20 protein-coding genes are annotated in these 16481 nt (G+C 64.3%); 14 read left to right on the top strand and 6 right to left on the bottom strand.

Going from position 1 to position 16481, the window contains the following annotated elements:
• The 4 genes from EN984_RS03255 to EN984_RS03240 form a co-directional block, all read left to right on the top strand.
• A partial coding sequence (locus EN984_RS03255) for a sodium:solute symporter family protein (protein WP_164765370.1) occupies positions 1-1361 on the top strand: 1361 nt, incomplete at its 5' end.
• A gap of 82 nt (positions 1362-1443) precedes the next feature.
• Positions 1444-1887: a cytidine deaminase gene (locus tag EN984_RS03250; protein WP_164748890.1), complete on the top strand. Its 444-nt coding sequence runs from the start codon at positions 1444-1446 to the stop codon at positions 1885-1887.
• Between the two features lie 133 nt (positions 1888-2020).
• Positions 2021-2806, top strand: coding sequence for a pseudouridine synthase (locus tag EN984_RS03245; RefSeq protein WP_236382725.1), 786 nt, complete (start codon positions 2021-2023; stop codon positions 2804-2806).
• Between the two features lie 118 nt (positions 2807-2924).
• On the top strand, positions 2925-3326 hold the full coding sequence (locus EN984_RS03240; protein ID WP_127267214.1) for a VOC family protein: 402 nt from the start codon (positions 2925-2927) through the stop codon (positions 3324-3326).
• A gap of 31 nt (positions 3327-3357) precedes the next feature.
• On the opposite strand, the gene EN984_RS03235 is transcribed toward EN984_RS03240, so the two are convergent.
• Positions 3358-3939: a histidine phosphatase family protein gene (locus EN984_RS03235; RefSeq protein WP_127267215.1), complete on the bottom strand. Its 582-nt coding sequence runs from the start codon at positions 3937-3939 to the stop codon at positions 3358-3360.
• Positions 3940-4146: 207 nt separating this feature from the next.
• Between EN984_RS03235 and EN984_RS03230 the strand changes: the two genes are divergently transcribed.
• From EN984_RS03230 to EN984_RS03220, 3 genes are all read left to right on the top strand, one after another.
• A complete protein-coding gene (locus tag EN984_RS03230) occupies positions 4147-4596 on the top strand; it encodes a universal stress protein (RefSeq protein WP_127267216.1) in 450 nt (149 codons plus the stop codon).
• Positions 4597-4713: 117 nt separating this feature from the next.
• Complete coding sequence (locus tag EN984_RS03225) at positions 4714-5271, top strand: sugar O-acetyltransferase (protein WP_127269967.1); 558 nt, start codon at positions 4714-4716, stop codon at positions 5269-5271.
• Between the two features lie 90 nt (positions 5272-5361).
• Positions 5362-5547, top strand: a complete 186-nt coding sequence (locus EN984_RS03220; RefSeq protein ID WP_236382721.1) for a DUF1778 domain-containing protein — start codon at positions 5362-5364, stop codon at positions 5545-5547.
• Between the two features lie 39 nt (positions 5548-5586).
• Here the strand turns inward: EN984_RS03220 and EN984_RS03215 are convergent, their stop codons facing one another.
• Entirely contained in the window at positions 5587-6351 is a 765-nt protein-coding gene (locus EN984_RS03215) for a sulfite exporter TauE/SafE family protein (RefSeq protein WP_127269971.1), read from the bottom strand.
• 27 nt (positions 6352-6378) lie between these two features.
• Complete coding sequence (locus EN984_RS03210) at positions 6379-6588, bottom strand: hypothetical protein (protein WP_127269973.1); 210 nt, start codon at positions 6586-6588, stop codon at positions 6379-6381.
• A 112-nt stretch (positions 6589-6700) separates the two neighbouring features.
• On the opposite strand from EN984_RS03210, the gene EN984_RS03205 reads away from it, so the two are divergent.
• The gene (locus EN984_RS03205) at positions 6701-7573 is read left to right on the top strand and encodes a LysR substrate-binding domain-containing protein (protein ID WP_127269975.1); all 873 of its coding nucleotides are present in this window, start codon (positions 6701-6703) and stop codon (positions 7571-7573) included.
• 9 nt (positions 7574-7582) lie between these two features.
• Here EN984_RS03205 and EN984_RS03200 read toward each other — a convergent pair whose 3' ends face one another.
• Positions 7583-9064 carry a tetratricopeptide repeat protein gene (locus EN984_RS03200; protein ID WP_164765369.1) on the bottom strand — a complete coding sequence of 494 codons (1482 nt, stop codon included), beginning with the start codon at positions 9062-9064 and terminating at the stop codon, positions 7583-7585.
• 431 nt (positions 9065-9495) lie between these two features.
• On the opposite strand from EN984_RS03200, the gene EN984_RS03195 reads away from it, so the two are divergent.
• The 6 genes from EN984_RS03195 to EN984_RS03170 all read left to right on the top strand — a co-directional run bounded on the left by EN984_RS03195 (position 9496) and on the right by EN984_RS03170 (position 14291).
• Positions 9496-9996, top strand: a complete 501-nt coding sequence (locus EN984_RS03195; RefSeq protein WP_127271168.1) for an Lrp/AsnC family transcriptional regulator — start codon at positions 9496-9498, stop codon at positions 9994-9996.
• On the top strand, positions 9993-11156 hold the full coding sequence (locus EN984_RS03190; protein ID WP_127271167.1) for a saccharopine dehydrogenase family protein: 1164 nt from the start codon (positions 9993-9995) through the stop codon (positions 11154-11156). The genes EN984_RS03195 and EN984_RS03190 overlap by 4 nt, the downstream gene beginning before the upstream one ends.
• 112 nt (positions 11157-11268) lie before the next feature.
• Complete coding sequence (locus tag EN984_RS03185) at positions 11269-12057, top strand: ABC transporter substrate-binding protein (protein ID WP_127272106.1); 789 nt, start codon at positions 11269-11271, stop codon at positions 12055-12057.
• A 106-nt stretch (positions 12058-12163) separates the two neighbouring features.
• Positions 12164-12835 carry an amino acid ABC transporter permease gene (locus EN984_RS03180; RefSeq protein WP_127271796.1) on the top strand — a complete coding sequence of 224 codons (672 nt, stop codon included), beginning with the start codon at positions 12164-12166 and terminating at the stop codon, positions 12833-12835.
• The gene (locus tag EN984_RS03175) at positions 12832-13506 is read left to right on the top strand and encodes an amino acid ABC transporter permease (RefSeq protein ID WP_127272108.1); all 675 of its coding nucleotides are present in this window, start codon (positions 12832-12834) and stop codon (positions 13504-13506) included. The genes EN984_RS03180 and EN984_RS03175 overlap by 4 nt, the downstream gene beginning before the upstream one ends.
• A 56-nt stretch (positions 13507-13562) precedes the next feature.
• Positions 13563-14291, top strand: coding sequence for an amino acid ABC transporter ATP-binding protein (locus tag EN984_RS03170; protein WP_164748892.1), 729 nt, complete (start codon positions 13563-13565; stop codon positions 14289-14291).
• Between the two features lie 7 nt (positions 14292-14298).
• On the opposite strand, the gene arsK is transcribed toward EN984_RS03170, so the two are convergent.
• Positions 14299-15540 (bottom strand): arsenite efflux MFS transporter ArsK, encoded by a 1242-nt coding sequence (gene arsK, locus EN984_RS03165; RefSeq protein ID WP_127270947.1) that lies wholly within the window; start codon positions 15538-15540, stop codon positions 14299-14301.
• Positions 15533-16481, bottom strand: a 949-nt coding sequence (locus EN984_RS03160; RefSeq protein ID WP_127383627.1) for a flavoprotein, incomplete at its 5' end; no start/stop codon positions are given. The genes arsK and EN984_RS03160, both read right to left, overlap by 8 nt.

Below are 16481 nucleotides of genomic sequence, written 5' to 3'. Positions count from 1 at the left end.
CGGTTGTCGCCGTATATCTCGTGGCGGTCACCGCAATCGGGCTGTTCTTCGCCCGCTCGATCAAGACCGAGGAAGACTACATCGTCGCCGGCCGGCGCATGGGGCCGCTGTGGCTGACCATTTCGGCCTTCGCCTCGTGGACCGGGCTTGCCGGCCTGTTCGGCACGCCTGAAATGGTGGTCCGCTACGGCATTTCGGGCACATGGTGGTGGTTCACCTTCCCGATCGGACTGTTGCTGATGGGCATCTTCCTGGCCAAGATCGTGCGCCAGCGCATGCATGTGACGACGCCCGACATCGTCGCGCAGGACTATCCGGGTTCGGTGCGGGTCGCCGCCTCGCTGGTCACCAGCTGGAATTACCTCGCATGGGCGGCCGCGCAGGTGTTCGGCATCTCGATGGTGTTCACGCTGTTTTCGGGGATGGACCCGACCACCGGCGCCATCGTCGCCTTCCTCGTCGTCATCGTCTATACCATGCTGGGTGGCTTCCTCGCTGTGGTGGCGACCGACGTGCTGCAGGCGGTCATCTTCCTGGTCGTCATCGGCGTGGTGGCGCCGTTGTTCGTCATCTTCGGACCGGGCGTCTCGCATGTTTATGAGGCGACCAGGGACATTCCCGGCTTCTACAATCTGTTCGCCAACGTGCCGCCTGCGACGCTATTCGTGTGGTTCCTGCTGTTGCCCGCCGGCTTCATCGACACGATCGGCTTCCAGCGCGTCTTTTCCGCCAACTCGCCGGAGACGGCGCGCAAGGGCCTGATCAACGGCTTCGTCATCATGGCCGTGTTCGGCGTCATCCTCACCTTCCTCGGCGTCGCAGCCAAGGCGCTGCTGCCGTCCGGCACCAACCCGGTCAACGCCATGCCGGACCTGATGGTGCAGCTTTTGCCGCATGGCATCATCGGCGTGCTGGTGGCCGCCTTCCTGGCGGTGGCGATGTCGACGGCCAGCACGACATTGCTGATCACCGCCACCACCCTGCAGCGCGACGTGATCTCGCGGCTGCGCCCCGACGCCAGCGACAGGGAAAGGCTGTGGACCAGCCGCATCCTGCTGCTCGTGCTCGGCCTGGTGGCGCTGGTGGTGGCGCTCAGCGTGCCCGGCATCGTCACCATCCTGATGCTCGGCTTCTCGGTCTATGTGCCGGGCCTGCTGCTGCCCGTGCTATCGGCCACGTTCGGCTGGCGCATTCCCTCCTGGTCGATGTTGGCGACCATCGTGCTGGGCGCCGGCTCGACCGCCATCCTCGTGCTGATGGGCGAACCCGGCGGCATTCCAGCCTCGCTGGTAGGCTTCTTCCTTTCGGTCGTCCCGTTCGCCGCCGGGCTCGTTACACGGCCGGAGCGGCAGGACGCTTGAGCCAGGAAAGGTCGCAAGAAAGCAAAGAGATAGCGCTCCATCCTGAATCAGTGCGGGATGGGGCATGGATGTGGAGAGACCGATGAAGAAGACCAGCTTCGACAAGCTTTCGAGTGCCGACCAGGCACTTGTCACAGCCGCCGCGCAAGCGCGCGACAAGGCCTACACGCCCTACTCCAACCACAAGGTCGGCTCGGCCGTGCGCACCTCATCTGGCCGGCTGTTCGCCGCCTGCAATGTCGAGATCGTCACCTTGCAGCAATCGGTGCATGCCGAGCGCAACGCGGTGATGCAGATGGCTGCGGCGGGCGAGCGGCAGATCGAGGCCATCGTCTGCCACGGCCCCTATTCGGGCGTGCCGTGCGCGGAATGCCGGCAAGTGATCTGGGAATTCTGCTGCGATGATCCCGACGTGAAGATCATCGGCTCCACCCTCGATGGCGAGATCGAACTGATGACCATCGGCGAGATCTATCCGAGCCCCTACGGACCGGGCACCAAAGGTATCGACCCGCGCAAATTCTGAAACCGCCGATCGGCTTCCAATGCGCGGCGGACCTGGATCAAGCTTGGCCTCGGGTTGCCGGCCCTCGCCGCATCCAGCTTGCGAAGCCGTCACCCCCCGTGGCATCTGTCTGTCATAACGGACGATCCGCAGCATGGCAGCACGACCACCCGCCGGAAAACCGCCTAACGGCAAGCCACCCGCCGGCAAACTACACACCAGCAAGCTATTGGGCGTCAGTCTCAACCGGGCACTGTCGAAGCTCGGCCTGTGCTCGCGCACGCAGGCCGAGGTGCTGATCGCCGAAGGCCGTGTGCGCATCGGCGGCAAGGTGGTGCGCAATGCAGCCCTGCGGGTCGACCTCGACCGCGACCGCATCGTCGTCGACGACAGGCCGGTGGTTGCCGAGCGCAAGGTCTATCTCATGCTCAACAAGCCGCGCGGGCTGGTCACCACCCGCGACGACCCGCAGCAGCGCGACACCGTCTATGCCTGCCTCGAAGGGCTCGACCTGCCCTTCGTCTCGCCGGTCGGCCGCCTCGACAAGGCCAGCGAAGGCCTGCTGCTGATGACCAACGACACCCGATTTGCCAACCGGCTGATGGACCCGGCTTCGCATTTGCCGAAAACCTATCACGTGCAGGTCGGCACGGTGCCGGACGCGGCGATGTTGAAGACGTTGCGCGCGGGCGTGAGCGTCGACGGCGAGATCCTGAGCGCCAGCTCGATCGAATTGCTGCGCAGCGGTGGCCGCACCGCCTGGCTGGAGATCGTGCTCGACGAAGGCCGCAACCGCCACATCCGCCGCCTGCTCGCCGCGCACGGCGTCGAGGTCCTGCGCCTCATCCGCATCGCCATCGGCCGCCTGCCGCTCGGCGACCTCGCCAAGGGCACGGCACGGCATTTGACACCGGAGGAACTGGCGCTGCTGACGGGGTAAGCAGCGCGTGCGCTGGTGCAGGCTCACAGCAATCCTTCCTGACGGAAAGCTGTCCGGAGGCCTAGCCTATAGGTCGGATGGGAGCCGGCCACGGCTTCAACGATCAGGAGCCAAAGCAATGAATTTCGTCTCTGTCCGCATCATCACTTCGGACGTTCAGCGCCTCGTGCGCTTCTACGGCGAGATCACGGGCATGCCCGTGACGGTCTACACGGAAGACTTCGCGGAACTGGCGACACCGGCCTGCACGCTGGCGATTGGCAGCACGCGCACCTTGATGCTGTTCGGCGGCGACATCGCCCGCCCCGCCGACAACCACACCGTCATCCTCGAGTTCCGCGTCGGCGACGTCGATGCTGAATTCGCCAGGCTCTCGGACCTCGTCAGGAATGTTACTGTGCAGAAGCCAACCACAATGCCCTGGGGCAATCGCTCGCTGCTGTTTCGCGACCCCGATGGCAATCTGGTGAATTTCTTCACGCCGGTGACCGCCGAAGCGATCAAGAAATTCGACAGGTAGGGCGGAAGCGGCGCCGCTGGCCAAAGCCGCCCTACTTCTGGTTCCATTTCCGGATGACCGGCTCGCTCAAATCATGCTCGTAGCCGAGCACGCTGATGCTGGCTGTTTCGAGCACAAGCAGCGCGCCGCCTTCGGGCGGCAGGCCAATCCAGCGCGCCGCCAGCACGCGCAAGAAATGCGCGCTGGAAAACACCAATATGCCGGCATTGGCCTCGCGCAGCCCGGCGATAATCCTGTCGGCCCGCGCGCCGACATCGGCCGCCATCTCGCCCTTTGGACAACCATCGCGAAACACATTCCAGCCGGGGCGCTCGGCCAGGATCTGTTTTGTCGTCAGCCCCTCATAGGCGCCGTAGTCCCATTCCTGCAGATCGTCCTTCTTGACGCTCTGCGCGTCGAAGCCGGCCAGTACACTGGTGTTGTAGGCGCGCTGCGACGGGCTCGACCATACGGCCGAAAAAGACAGCCCCTTGAGCCTATCGGCGACACCCCGCGCGGCGGCCTCGCCAACCGGGGTCAACGGCATGTCGGTGCGGCCGGTATGCTGCCCCGAAAGGCTCCATGCCGTCTCACCATGCCGGACCAGATGGATTTGGGGATACGCGTTGCTCATGGAATGCCTTTCAGTGTCGCCGGCACCTTAAGCGACGATGCGGCAAAGGGGAATCCGCTTGGTACAAAACTGCGTGGTCGCCTGGCCTTGATCGGCGGCGGGCCGGCCCTGTGATCGGCCCGAGGCCGCAACTATATCAAGGCCAGCCTCCACAAGGCTCCCGCCACCACAAGGGCACAGGCCCTTGCACAACAAGTCGAGATCGTCATGTACAAACATCTGCTCATCGCCACGGACGGATCGGAACTGGCCGACAAGGGCGTTACTCACGGCCTGACGTTGGCCAAGGGCCTCGGCGCTGCTGTCACCTTCGTCACCGTCTCGGAACCATTCCCGATCTTCGCCTTGGGGGGTGCCATGGCCGGCTATGCCGCCGGCAACGAACTGGCTGCCTACAAGGAAGAGGCGGGACGACACGCTAAGGAAGTGCTCGACAAGTGCAAGGCGTCGGCGAACGCCGTCGGCGTCTCCGCGGAGGTCGTGCATGTCGAGGACAAGCGGCCCGCCGAAGCCATCCTGGAACTGTCGCAGGCCCTGGGCTGCGACCTGATCGTCATGGCTTCGCACGGCCGCCGCGGACTGGGCAAGCTGCTTCTCGGCAGCCAGACGGCGGAAGTGCTGTCCTACACGGAAATCCCGGTGCTGGTCGTCCGCTAGGGCGTTTTTCCGGGCTGGAACTGACTTTCGGAATCATGCTCAAATAACAGCCGGAGACCATCCCGGCGCGGCTGTCGTGCGCCAACATTGTTCGACCGCGCCGGAGAAAATTGACGAATGGCGGACGAGGGTCGCACCAGGATAATTCCCAGCGGAATGCCGCAGTCGGCCGCCATGCTGGCCGACGTCAAACGGGCGATGGCGACCACCGCAAGCCTCAACCGCTTGACCTTCAACGACGCGGCTGAAGTCCGGACCCTGTTCAGCGAACTCATTGGCAGGAAGGTCGACGACAGCTTCCTGCTGATCCCGCCCTTCTACACGACCGGCGGATCCGATATCCGCGTCGGGCGCAATGTCTTCATCAATCAGAACTGCACCTTTTATGATCTTGGCGGGCTCGACATCGCCGACGATGTCATGATCGGGCCGAATGTCAGCCTCATCACCTCGGGCCATCCCCTCGAACCGTCGCGGCGTCGCGCCTTCACGACCGCAAAGCCGGTCGTGATCGAACGCAATGTCTGGATCGCGGCCGGCGCGACGGTCATCGGCGGCGTGACGGTGGGCGAAAACTCGGTTGTCGCGGCGGGTTCCGTGGTCACTAGGAACGTTCCCCCGAACACGCTTGTCGGGGGAAACCCGGCCAACGTCATCAGGTCGATTGCCGAATGAGGGCGCGACTTTTCATCGGGCGGCCGGACCGACAGATCGTAGTGACATCGTCGCTATGCTATGCTGTTAACGCAGGGAAGGAGCCCATTCATGCGCAAGGACTTCATGCTCGAAGCGTTGCAGCGTGCCACTGAAGACACGTTGCTCAACCGCGACATCTTTGCTGTCGAGCCGGATGTCTACGCCGCTTTTCTGGAACGTCTCGACGCGCCGCAGCATCCGAACCACCGGTTGCGCCGCACCATGACGACAAAGCCTCCATGGGACGCTGCATGACGCTGATGATCACGCTCCGCGCCAATCGCCACCGGCCGCTTAGGATGCCGAAGACCAGAGCGCGGCCTCCAAGACCAGATACCCACCCAGCATCAGCAGCCCGGCGAAGAACACCGTGCGAAACGTCTCGACGCTCATCGCCTGGCGCAGCGCCTGGCCGGCGAACATGCCGGCGAGCGCCGGCGCAAGCGCCAGGACCGATCCCGCCAGTTGCATTGTCGGCGATGCGAACGCGCCTGCCTTGAACAACCCAAGGGCAAGAGCCGCCGTCGACACAGTGAAGGACAGGCCGAGCGCTTGGATGAGGTCTTCCCGGCCCAGCCGCAGCGATTGCAGATAGGGCACGGCCGGGATGACGAAGACCCCGGTGGCGCCGGTGACCAGCCCGGTCGCCACACCGACCAGCGGTGACACCAACGCCTCGTGGCGCGCCGGCGTGGTGAAGCCAAGCTTGAGCAGGCCGAGAATGGCGTAAAGCACCAGCGCCGCACCGAGCCCGGCCGAGGCAACGCCAGAGTGTGTGCCGGTGAGCAGACCGGCCCCGGCGACGGTGCCAAGCACGACGCCGGCCATCATCGTCCACAACCGCTTGCACAGCCCGCCGAAGGATGGGCCGGTGAACAACTGCCAAAGATTGGTGACCAGCGACGGGATCAAGAGCAGGGCAGCCGCCTGCGCCGGCGGCATCGTTACCGCCAGCAGCCCCATCGCCACGGTCGGCAGCCCCATGCCGACGACACCCTTGACGAAGCCCGCGGCAAGGAAGACCGCGCCGATCCAGGCGATGACGCCGACGCTCAGCACGGTCGTTCCTTCGGGGTGCCGCTTCGATCAGTCATGCAACAGCATGTCCGCCGCATCATCGTCGGGTGCGGGTTTTGCAGGCGTTGCTTCATGGTGGACAGGGGCAGCCATCGCCACGCAACCGCGCTGGCCGGGCTCCGCTCGCGCCATGGCAAGCGAGGCCACCGCGATCGCAAGCACGATCGCCGCGCTTTCAAGTATGCCGGGTCCATGCCGGCCTGTCGCCTTTTCGCTCATCGCGCATCTCCATCGCAAAAGATTTGACTGACATGCCGGCCGCCCACAATGTGGAAGTTACGCCGTCAGCCTTCGCCTGCGCCGAAGGCTGAAGCCCTGCAGGAGAAGAAAGATGCGCTTCGATCTTACCGATCTCCGGCTGTTCCTGCTGGTCGCCGAGCGCGGCAGTATCACCCATGGTGCCGAACTTGCGGGGCTGGCGCTCGCCTCCGCCAGCGCCCGCATCAAGGGCATGGAGGAAAGCCTCGGCGCGCCGCTTTTAGAGCGGCGGCGGCGCGGCGTGGTGCCGACGGCCGCCGGGCAGGCGCTGCTGCACCATGCGCGGGCGGTGCAGAACCAGATCGAGGCGATGGCCGGCGACCTCGGCGCCTATGCCACGGGCTTGCGCGCCCGCGTGCGGCTGATGGCCAACACGGCCGCCACCAGCGCGCTGCTGCGCGACATGCTGCCGGCCTTCCTCGTCGCGCATCCCGGCATCGACATCGACCTCGACGAGCGCCCCAGCCACGAGATCGCAGAGGCGGTGGCAAGCGGTGCCGCCGATCTCGGCATCGCCGCGACCTGGGCCGGCCTTTCGCATCTGGAGCAGAAGCCGTTCTTCATCGACAGGCTCATGGTGATCGCCGCGCGAGACTGGCCCGACCTCGAAGGCAATACGGCCAGCCTCGGCGACCTGCTCGGCGAAGCCTTTGTCGGCCTGAGCGCCGGCCATCCCTTGCAGGAGCACATCACCCGTCAGGCCGCCCGCCTTGGCGGCCATCTGCACTTCCGCATCCGCGTGCCCGGCCTCGACAATGTCTGCCGGCTGGTCGCCCAGGGCGCCGGCATCGCCATCGTGCCCGAAAGTGCCGCGCGCCGCTCCGCCCGCACGCTGCGCAGCCTACGGTTGACCGACGACTGGGCAACACGCCAGCTCAACCTCTGTGCCCGCCGCTTCGAGGATCTGACGCCACAGGCAAAACTGCTGGCGGAGGCGCTGGTGTGAAGTCGCGCTCTACGGCGCTTTGCCCATGGAGCGTAGCGCGTTGATCGCAGCGAGGTATTCGATGAAATGCTTTGGGCAATCGCTTAGCACGAGCCGATAGAGCGGCAACGTCTCGTCGTCACGATGCTGCAGCCGCTGGAATTCCGCTGTGTAGAAATTGGCCTCGCAGACCTGCTCGTTCCTGATGGTTGCATCCGGATCATCAGCCGCCTTCAGTGTCACTTCAGGCGCCTGGTCACCCAGCAGCATGCGGACCAGCGGCGCCGGCCATTTCGTCATGTCGAGCTTTGCCACGCGCAGGATGCTCGACTGCCCGTTGCGGCGCCGGGCAAGGTCCACCCAGATTGCGGAATACGCATCCTGGGGCTGCATTTGGGCGGACTTCTCCAGATCGGCCTGTGCCTTGGCGGCCGGACCAAAGTAGAATCCGGCAATGCCGCGACTTTGATAGAAACCCGCGAATTTTGGGTTTCGACGAACAGCCTCGTTGAAGTTGGCGAAGGCCTCGACATAGTCTGTCTTGTACATACTGGCGATACCCAGCGCTTCGTAGGCGCTGGGATAGTTCGGCGCATAGTGCAACGCCTGAGTGCAATCATTGATCGCGCGATTGTTTTTCGCCATGTACAGCCACACGTAACAGCGCCCGAGATAGGCGGCGGCATCTTCAGGATTGAGGAAGATCGCTTGATCATAGTCCGCGATGGCGGTGTCGTATTTGCCTTTATCGCTCCAGGCCGCGGCACGGTTCCTGTAGGCGCCAGCATAGCCGGCATCTATTGCGATCGCGAGATTGTAATCTGATATGGCGTCATCATATTTATGCCTGGATGCCCAGACGAGGCCCCTGCTGTCGTAGGCTTGCACATAGCCTGGATTGATGGCGATCGCGTAATCGTAGTCCGCCAGCGCAAGATCATACTCGCCTTTGTACGACCAGACCCGACCCCGATTGGTGACGGCTTCGGCATAATGGGGATTGAGGGTGATCGCCTGGCTAAGGTCGGCTAAGGCCCGGTCCGCATCATCGATGTACGACCATAGCAGACCGCGATTGTTGTAGCCGACGGCGTTTTTCGGATCGAGGCTGATCGCCTGATCGTACTCGGCAATGGCCCGCTTGTAGAACATCTTGCTCGCCCAGACATCAGCGCGGTCGCGGTAGATCGAGGCATCCTTTGGATCGAGCCTGATCGCCTGGTCATAGTCAGCAATGGCGCGAGCCTTGTCGCCTTTCTTCATCCAGATCTCGGCGCGCCGTCGAAAGGCGAGGATATGATTCGGATCGAGCGCAATCGCCTGGTCGAGGTCCGCAATGGCGCGGTCATATTCGCCGCTGCCGTCCAGTGCATTCGCTCGGTTGAAATGGGCAAGGGCTTGATCATTCACCGATACGGCCTTGTCCTCCAGCAGGCTGGTGCACACGACGATCCGCTTGGAGGCGTCGAGCTCATCGTCGCCGCAATTGTGCAGACGATTATCGGCTGCCATGACCGGCGGGCCGAATGCGAGCAGGACCGCAAGGCAAGCAAGGTAACACTGCGCCACTTTAGTCAAACGCCCATATCGATGAAGCATCATGTCAGAAAAACTTGGAACATCATTGCAGATCGCCGACCTTGTGCCAGCTTGATCGGGCAAATTCTTGACCAAGAAAATTAATATCGAAGAAATCCGGACGGGCCACGCGCCGGCGGCATGCGTCGACAGCGGGGCATCACCACCTTCAATCGCCCGATCACAACACGATTGTCCTAGTCTGCGCGCTGCCTTTCGCCAGCACGTTCGGCCGCCTGCAGGCAGACGACCTACCCAGTTCGCGTGAAAACAGCGCCTTGCTTTTCAAATATCCGTGACGTAGCTTGTTTGCACATTGGCAAAAAAATAGCCGAAGTTTTTTCCTTTTGTGAAAGACGGGGACTTTGCGGGAACATCTTGATCTGACCGATCGGCGGCTGGTCAAACAGCTGTCGCAGGATGCACAGCCGGGCATCAACCGCATCGCCGAGATGTTGGCGATTTCGGTGCCGACGGTGCGCACGCGGCTGCGCAACCTGCTCGACCGCAACCTGCTCAAGATCGTCGGCCTGCTGAACCTGACCGAGCGCCCCGAGCTGATCTCGGCCATTGTCGGCATCAATGCCCAGGGGCGCGGCCGGGCCCGCGAACTGGCACAGCGCATTTCCGAACTGCCCTTCGTCAACTCGGCTTCGGTGGTCACCGGGCGCTTCGACATCATCGTCGACGTGACGGTGGCCGGTGACGTCGCCGATCTCTACCGCGTCACCAGCGAACTGATCCCCGGCGCCGGCGAGCCCGGCGAAGTCGTGCGCAGCGAAACCTTCGTCGTCATGGCGTCCTGCAACAAATGGGTCAGCCTGCCGGAAGGCTGCTGGTCGGACGACCGCAAGGAGCCGGCATGAAGATCGCGGTACTAGGCGGCCTCGGCCTGCAAGGTCGGGCGGCAATCGCCGACCTCGTCGCCAGCGTCGGCGTCGAGGAAATCGTCTGCGTCGATACCGCAGCGGATGGCCCGGCCCGGCTTGCCGGCCTGACCGATCTTGCCCGCGTGCGCTTCGTGGTGCCTGAAGGCGCGATCGGCCCGGCGCTGGCCACTGTGCTTGATGATGTCGACGCCGTCATCGACCTGTTGCCGCAGCCGCTGATGCGCCAGGCGGTGCAGGCCGCGATCGCCACGCGCACGCCGCTGGTCACCACCAATTACGCCAAGTCGATCGCCGACCTGGCGCCAGCCGCCGAACAGGCCGGCGTCTCGATCATGACCGAATGCGGGCTCGACCCCGGCATCGACCTCGTGCTGTACGCGCGCGCCGCCAGGCAGTTCGACTCGATTTCCTCGATCGATTCCTATTGCGGCGGCATCCCCGAGCCGAAGGCGATGGCCAAGCCGCTGTGCTACAAGGTGAGCTGGAATTTCGACATGGTCCTGGTCAGCCAGAACCGCGACAGCGTGATGATCGAAGACGGGAAACGCGTCGCGGTGCCGGCCGGCCAGCAGCACGACAATCCGTTCATCCATGAAATCGAGGTTGCGGGTCTGGGCAAGCTCGAAGCCTTCCCCAATGGCGATGCGCTGCATTATGTCGAGATGCTGGACGCCGCCAAGGGATTGCGCCGCTCCGGCCGCTACACGCTGCGCTGGCCGGGATGGTCGGCCTTCTGGGCGCCGCTGAAGGAGCTTGGCTTCCTCTCCGAAGACAAGGTGCCCGGCACAGGCAACAGCCCGCGCGAATTCCTCGGCCGTCTGCTCGGCCCGCAACTGCAATATGGTCCCGGCGAGAAGGACCTGTGCGTGATGCGCAATGTCTTTTCCGGCCTCGAAGACGGCCGCGCCAAGACGGTGACGTCGGACCTGATCATCGAGCGGGACCTGGCTTCGGGCCTGTTCGGCATGAGCCTCGGCGTCGGCTATCCCGCCAGCATCGTGGCGCAGATGCTCGCGCGGCGTGAGATCACCAGACCGGGCCTTTTGAACCCGCTGCTGGACGTGCCCGACATCAGGTTCTTCGACGAACTGGCCAAGCGTGGCATCACGGTTTCCGAGACGGTGGCACGGGACTGAGGCAGGAAGATTTTCGAACGGTGGCTGCCGTCGGCAACGGCGCTGCCGCTCAAAAAGCACCCCAAAGGGTGAAAAACAACGTGGAACAATAAAAACAAGGAGGAATACCGAAATGAAGATTGCCAGATTTTTCATCGCCGGGCTTGCACTCGCCGGGCTCACTGCCGCTGCCAGTGCCGGTACGCTCGACGACATCACCAAGCGCGGCGAGTTGCGCGTCGCCGTGCAGACTCAAGGACCGCCCTTCTCGCTGGTTGGCGCCAACGGCGAACGCACCGGCAGTTCGGTCGAACTGGCCGAACTGATGGCCAAGGAAATGGGTGTGAAAATCACGTTCCTCGACTTCGACTGGGATGGTCTGATTCCGGCGCTGTTGTCGGGTAAGGCCGACCTTCTGGTCGCCGACATGACACCGACGCTGGCGCGTGGCATGAAGGTCGCCTTCACCACGCCTTACATGTACACGGGCAGCACCGTCTTCACCAAGGCCGACAGCAAGTTCAAGACCACTGAGGACTGCAAGGCCAAGGGCACCAAGATCGCCGTGCTGCTCGGCGCCACCGGCGAGAAGGAAGCCAAGAAAGCCTTCCCCGACGCCGACATCAAGAGCTACAAGGGCGGCGGTCCGCTGCTGCTCGACGCCGTCAACAACGGCCAGGCCGATTGCGGCGTCAACGACGTCTCGGCGGTCAAGGGCCAGTCGACCGCCTATCCGGCCGGCAGCTTCACCATCATGCCGGACCTGTTGTCGAAGGAGCCGCTTGCCTTCGCCACCCGCTATGACGAGCCGGACCTGCTGATCTGGATGAACCTGTTCCTCAACCAGGTCACCATCGATGGTCGCCTGCAGAAGAACCTCGACTACTGGGTCAATTCCGACGCCTGGAAGAAAGACCACTAAGCAGCGATAAAACCCAGGCGGTTTCGCGCGCGTCTCAAGCGCCGCGAAACCGCCTGGAATTTCGCTTCATCCGTCGTTTCCTGCACTCTGGGGATTGCACCCAACGATGCTCGAAAATTTCAGTTTCCGCACCATTGTCGAATATCTGCCGCTGTTCGGGCAGGGCCTGATCACGACCGTCTGGCTGTCGGCGCTGTCCTTTGTCGGCGCACTGATCGTCGGCATCGTGCTGTGCGCCATGAACCTGCAGCGCGGCTGGCTGTTTCGCGTGCCGGCCAAGGCCTATATCGACGCCGTACGCGCCACACCCTTGCTGGCGCAGCTCTATTTCCTCTATTTCGGCCTGCCCCGGCTCGGCTTCGTCCTGCCTGAGCTGGTCGTCGGCATTCTCGCGCTGTCGCTCAACAGCGGCGCCTATATCGCTGAAATCATTCGCGCCGGCATCCTGTCGATCCCACGTGGCCAGGTCGAGGCCAGCGTCGCTTCGGGCATGACCTATGTCCAGCGCATGCGTCTGGTCGTCCTGCCGCAGGCCTTCAAGGTGACGATCCCGCCGCTGCTTGGCCAGGCGATCGTGCTGGTCAAGGATTCCGCCCTTCTGTCGCTGATCTCGGTTTCCGAACTGACGCGCGCCGGCCAATTGCTCGCTTCCGACCGCTTCATGCCGGCCGAAGGTTTCCTCACCATCGCCGCCTTCTACCTGCTGCTGTATTACGGACTGAAAGGACTGGCTGGCGTCTCCAGCCGCTGGCTCGGCACGGCGGGGGCGCGGACATGATCTGGCAACAACTGCAAAGCCTCGCCGGCTCTTATCCGCTGGCCCTGCGCGGCCTCGGCATGACCGTGATGCTGTCACTGATCAGCCTGGTGCTCGGCACCCTGCTTGGCTTCGGCCTCGGCATCCTGCGGACCGGCGGCAACCGGCTGATCTCGGGCTTGATCGGGGCCTGGGTCGACCTGATCCGCGGCACGCCGTTCCTGGTGCAGATCTTCCTGATCTTCTTCATCCTGCCTGAGTTCGGCATCGAACTCGATGCCTTCACCGCCGGCATCATCGCGCTGACCAACCTCGCCGCCTGCTTCATCTGCGAGATCGTCGTTGCCGGCATCCGCTCGGTGCCGACAGGTCAGGTCGAGGCGGCGCTGGCGTCCGGCCTGTCGCGCTTGCAGCGCATGCGCCAGGTGGTCCTCCCACAGGCGATGCGCATCGTGCTGCCGCCGCTGGTCGGGCAGTATGTGCTGCTGATCAAGGATTCTTCCGTCGTCTCGGCGATCGGGCTCACCGACCTCACCCGGGTTGGCTGGCTGGTGGTGCAGCGTGTGCCCAACGGCCTGCTGGTCTTCTTCCTCGTCGGCGTCGGCTATTTCATCGTCTGCTATCCGCTGATCATGCTGGCCCGCCGGCTGGAGCAGCGCATGGGCGCGGCGCATGGCGAGGTGCAGTTGTGACTTCCAACCCCAAAGGTCCAGAAAACATGACCAAAACGGGCCTTGCCAAAACCGGCATGATCGACTTTCGCGGCGTCAACAAATGGTTCGGCACGCTCAATGTGCTCAAGGATATCACGCTCAGCGTCGAGCCGCGCGAAGTGGTCGTCGTCTGCGGCCCGAGCGGCTCGGGCAAGAGCACGCTGATCCGCTGCGTCAACGGCCTGGAGGCGATCAAGGACGGCGACCTCGTCGTCGATGGCCAACGCCTGGGCGACCCCGCCACCAACATGACGCAGCTGCGCACCGAGATCGGCTTCGTCTTCCAGTCGTTCAACCTCTACCCGCACAAGACGGCACTCGAAAACGTCACGCTCGCCCCCATCCACGTCCGCAAGATCCCGCGCGCCGAGGCTGAAAAAGCAGGCCGCGAATTGCTGGCCAAGGTTGGCCTCGCCGATAAGGTCGATGCCTATCCCGCACAGCTCTCCGGCGGCCAGCAGCAGCGCGTGGCGATCGCGCGTTGCCTTGGCATGCGACCCAAGATCATGCTGTTCGACGAGCCGACCTCGGCCCTCGATCCCGAGATGATTTCCGAAGTGCTCGACGTCATGGTGGCGGTCGCCGATGAAGGCATGACCATGATGGTGGTGACACACGAGATGGGCTTCGCCCGCAAGGTCGCCCAGCGCGTGGTGTTCATGGACGCCGGCGCCATCGTCGAAAGCGGCACGCCGGACGAGTTCTTCTCACACCCCAGGACCGACCGCAGCCGCGCTTTTCTGAGCAAGATTCTCAGACATTGAGGCGCGGTCAGGCCGCCTCTTCCGGATTGCCGCCAATGGCGAACGCAACCCGGCCGCGGCGCCTCAGCAGCACGATGGCGAGGAAGGCGATGACGCCGCTCGCGGCGACGACCACCAGGACCCACAGGGAATTGGCGACGGATGTCCGCGCCATCATGAAGGCGAGCGCGAACGGCGCGAAGGCCGAGGTGAACTGACGGGCAGCACTTGCCCATCCGAGCCGCGCACCATAGCCCTCGCGGCCGAAGAGTTCGAGCGGCAAGGTGCCGCCGACGATGCTGGTGAGGCCGGAACCGAGGCCGAACAGCAATACGAACACGAAGGCGCCGGGCAGCCATGGCGTCGTCAGGAGCAGTGCGCACAGCCCGGCTGTGACCAGCGACGCGGCGATGACGGCGAGGTGCGTTTGCTGCAGGCGGCCGCCAAACAGCATGTTGATCAGCCGGCTGGCGACCTGCGCCGGCCCGAACAGGGTCGAGACGAAAAGGCCTGCGGTCCCGAGCCCCAGCGCCGCCGTCAGCGGCACCATGTGGATGAGGATCGCCGACAGCACGAAGCCCTCGGTGGCGAACCCCGCCAGCATGAGCAGGAACACGGCCCGGCCACGCCGCGCATCGAGCCGCGTGCCCGCTTCATCGGGGGCGGGCCCGCGCTCTTGCGGCATGACTGTTGCGTGGCGGCGCGACAGGCGCATCAGCCAGGCGTGGATCGGCAGGCAGAGCCCGAGATTGAGTGCGGCGAACAAAAGATAGACCTCGCGCCATGTCAGATGCGCATGCAGCGCCGAAGTCAGTGGCCAGAACAGGGTCGAGGCGAACCCGGCGATGAGCGTCAGGTGGGTGATGCTGCGTTGCGGCCGGGGAACCCCGATCTGCACGATCGCCACGAAGGCGGCGCTGTAGAGGACGAAGCTGGAGGCCAGCTCCATTGCCAGCAATGCCAGGACGAAGGTCACGCGGTCGGGCGCGACGGCGCACAGCGCCAGCGCCACGGCTGCCGCCACCGAGCCGACGGTCATTATGCGCCCGGCGCCGAAGCGGTCGGCCCACCGCCCGGCAGTCGGCGCGAACAGGCTGCCGGCAAAGAGCGAGGCCGACAGCGCGCCGAATACCCAGCCTTCCGTGAGCCCGAACTCCCCAGCCATTGCCGGCGCGAGGATCGAGAAGCTGTAATAGAGCGTGCCGTAGCCGATGATCTGGGTCAGTCCAAGCGCCCAGATTGCCTTGCGCAGGACAGATCGTTCAGGCATCGACGCCGGCCGCCATATTCTCTCGCGTCTCGGTGGCTGGCGCGGTTGCGCAGCCGCAACCCGATGCGCCGGTTGCCTTGGCGTCCGCATCCCTGACGCAGCAGGCATCGACAGCGGCGGGCGCGGGCCCGCCACAGCAGCCGGCGCTTGCCGACACCGTCACGACACCGACGGCGCTGCACACGCCGGTCTCCGGCAGCACCAGCCGGACTTCGCGGGCCGCGGCATGGTCTCCGGCAATATCGGCCACCACCGAGCGGACTTGCTCGTAGCCGGTCGCCATCAGGAAAGTCGGGGCACGGCCGTAGGATTTCGAGCCGACGATGGTGAAGCCCGGTTCGGGGTGCGCGAGCTCTGCAATGCCATGCGCCGGAACCGTGCCGCATGAGTGGTAGTTTGGATCGATCAGTGGCGCCAGTGCCGGCGGCGCTTCGACGGCGTGATCGAGCGCGATGCGGATTTCGCTCAGGAACGACAGGTCTGGCCTGAAGCCGGTGGTGACGACGATGCGGTCGATGGCCAGGTTGAACGGCTTGCCACCCAGGTTGGCGTCGACCACGAGGCCCTCGCCTTGTCTCTCGATGCCGTTGACGGCGAAGGGCGCCAGCATGTTCAGCCTGCCATCCGCCATCGCCTGCCTGGCCGCCAATCCAAGCGCGCCGCGTTCCGGCAACTGGTCGTTCAGCCCGCCGCCGAGCAGTCTCTCGATGCTGGCGTGGCGCAGCGCCCAGAAGATTTCGGTGCCAGGCGCCGCATCCTGCAACTCCATCAGCGCCAATGCGACGTTGATGGCCGAGTGCCCGCCGCCGATGACCAGGATGCGCTTGCCCGCATAGTCTTCTCTCGCCTTGCCGACCACGTCGGGAATGCCATAGGCGATGCGTGCCGACGCCTCGCCTTCGCCGACAACCGGCAGCCCGTCGACGCCGATCGGATTTGGC

It is taken from the genome of Mesorhizobium sp. M7A.F.Ca.CA.004.12.1.1, assembly GCF_003997835.1.
Classification (GTDB): Bacteria; Pseudomonadota; Alphaproteobacteria; order Rhizobiales; family Rhizobiaceae; genus Mesorhizobium.
This window is presented reverse-complemented; position numbering and strand designations above follow the sequence as displayed.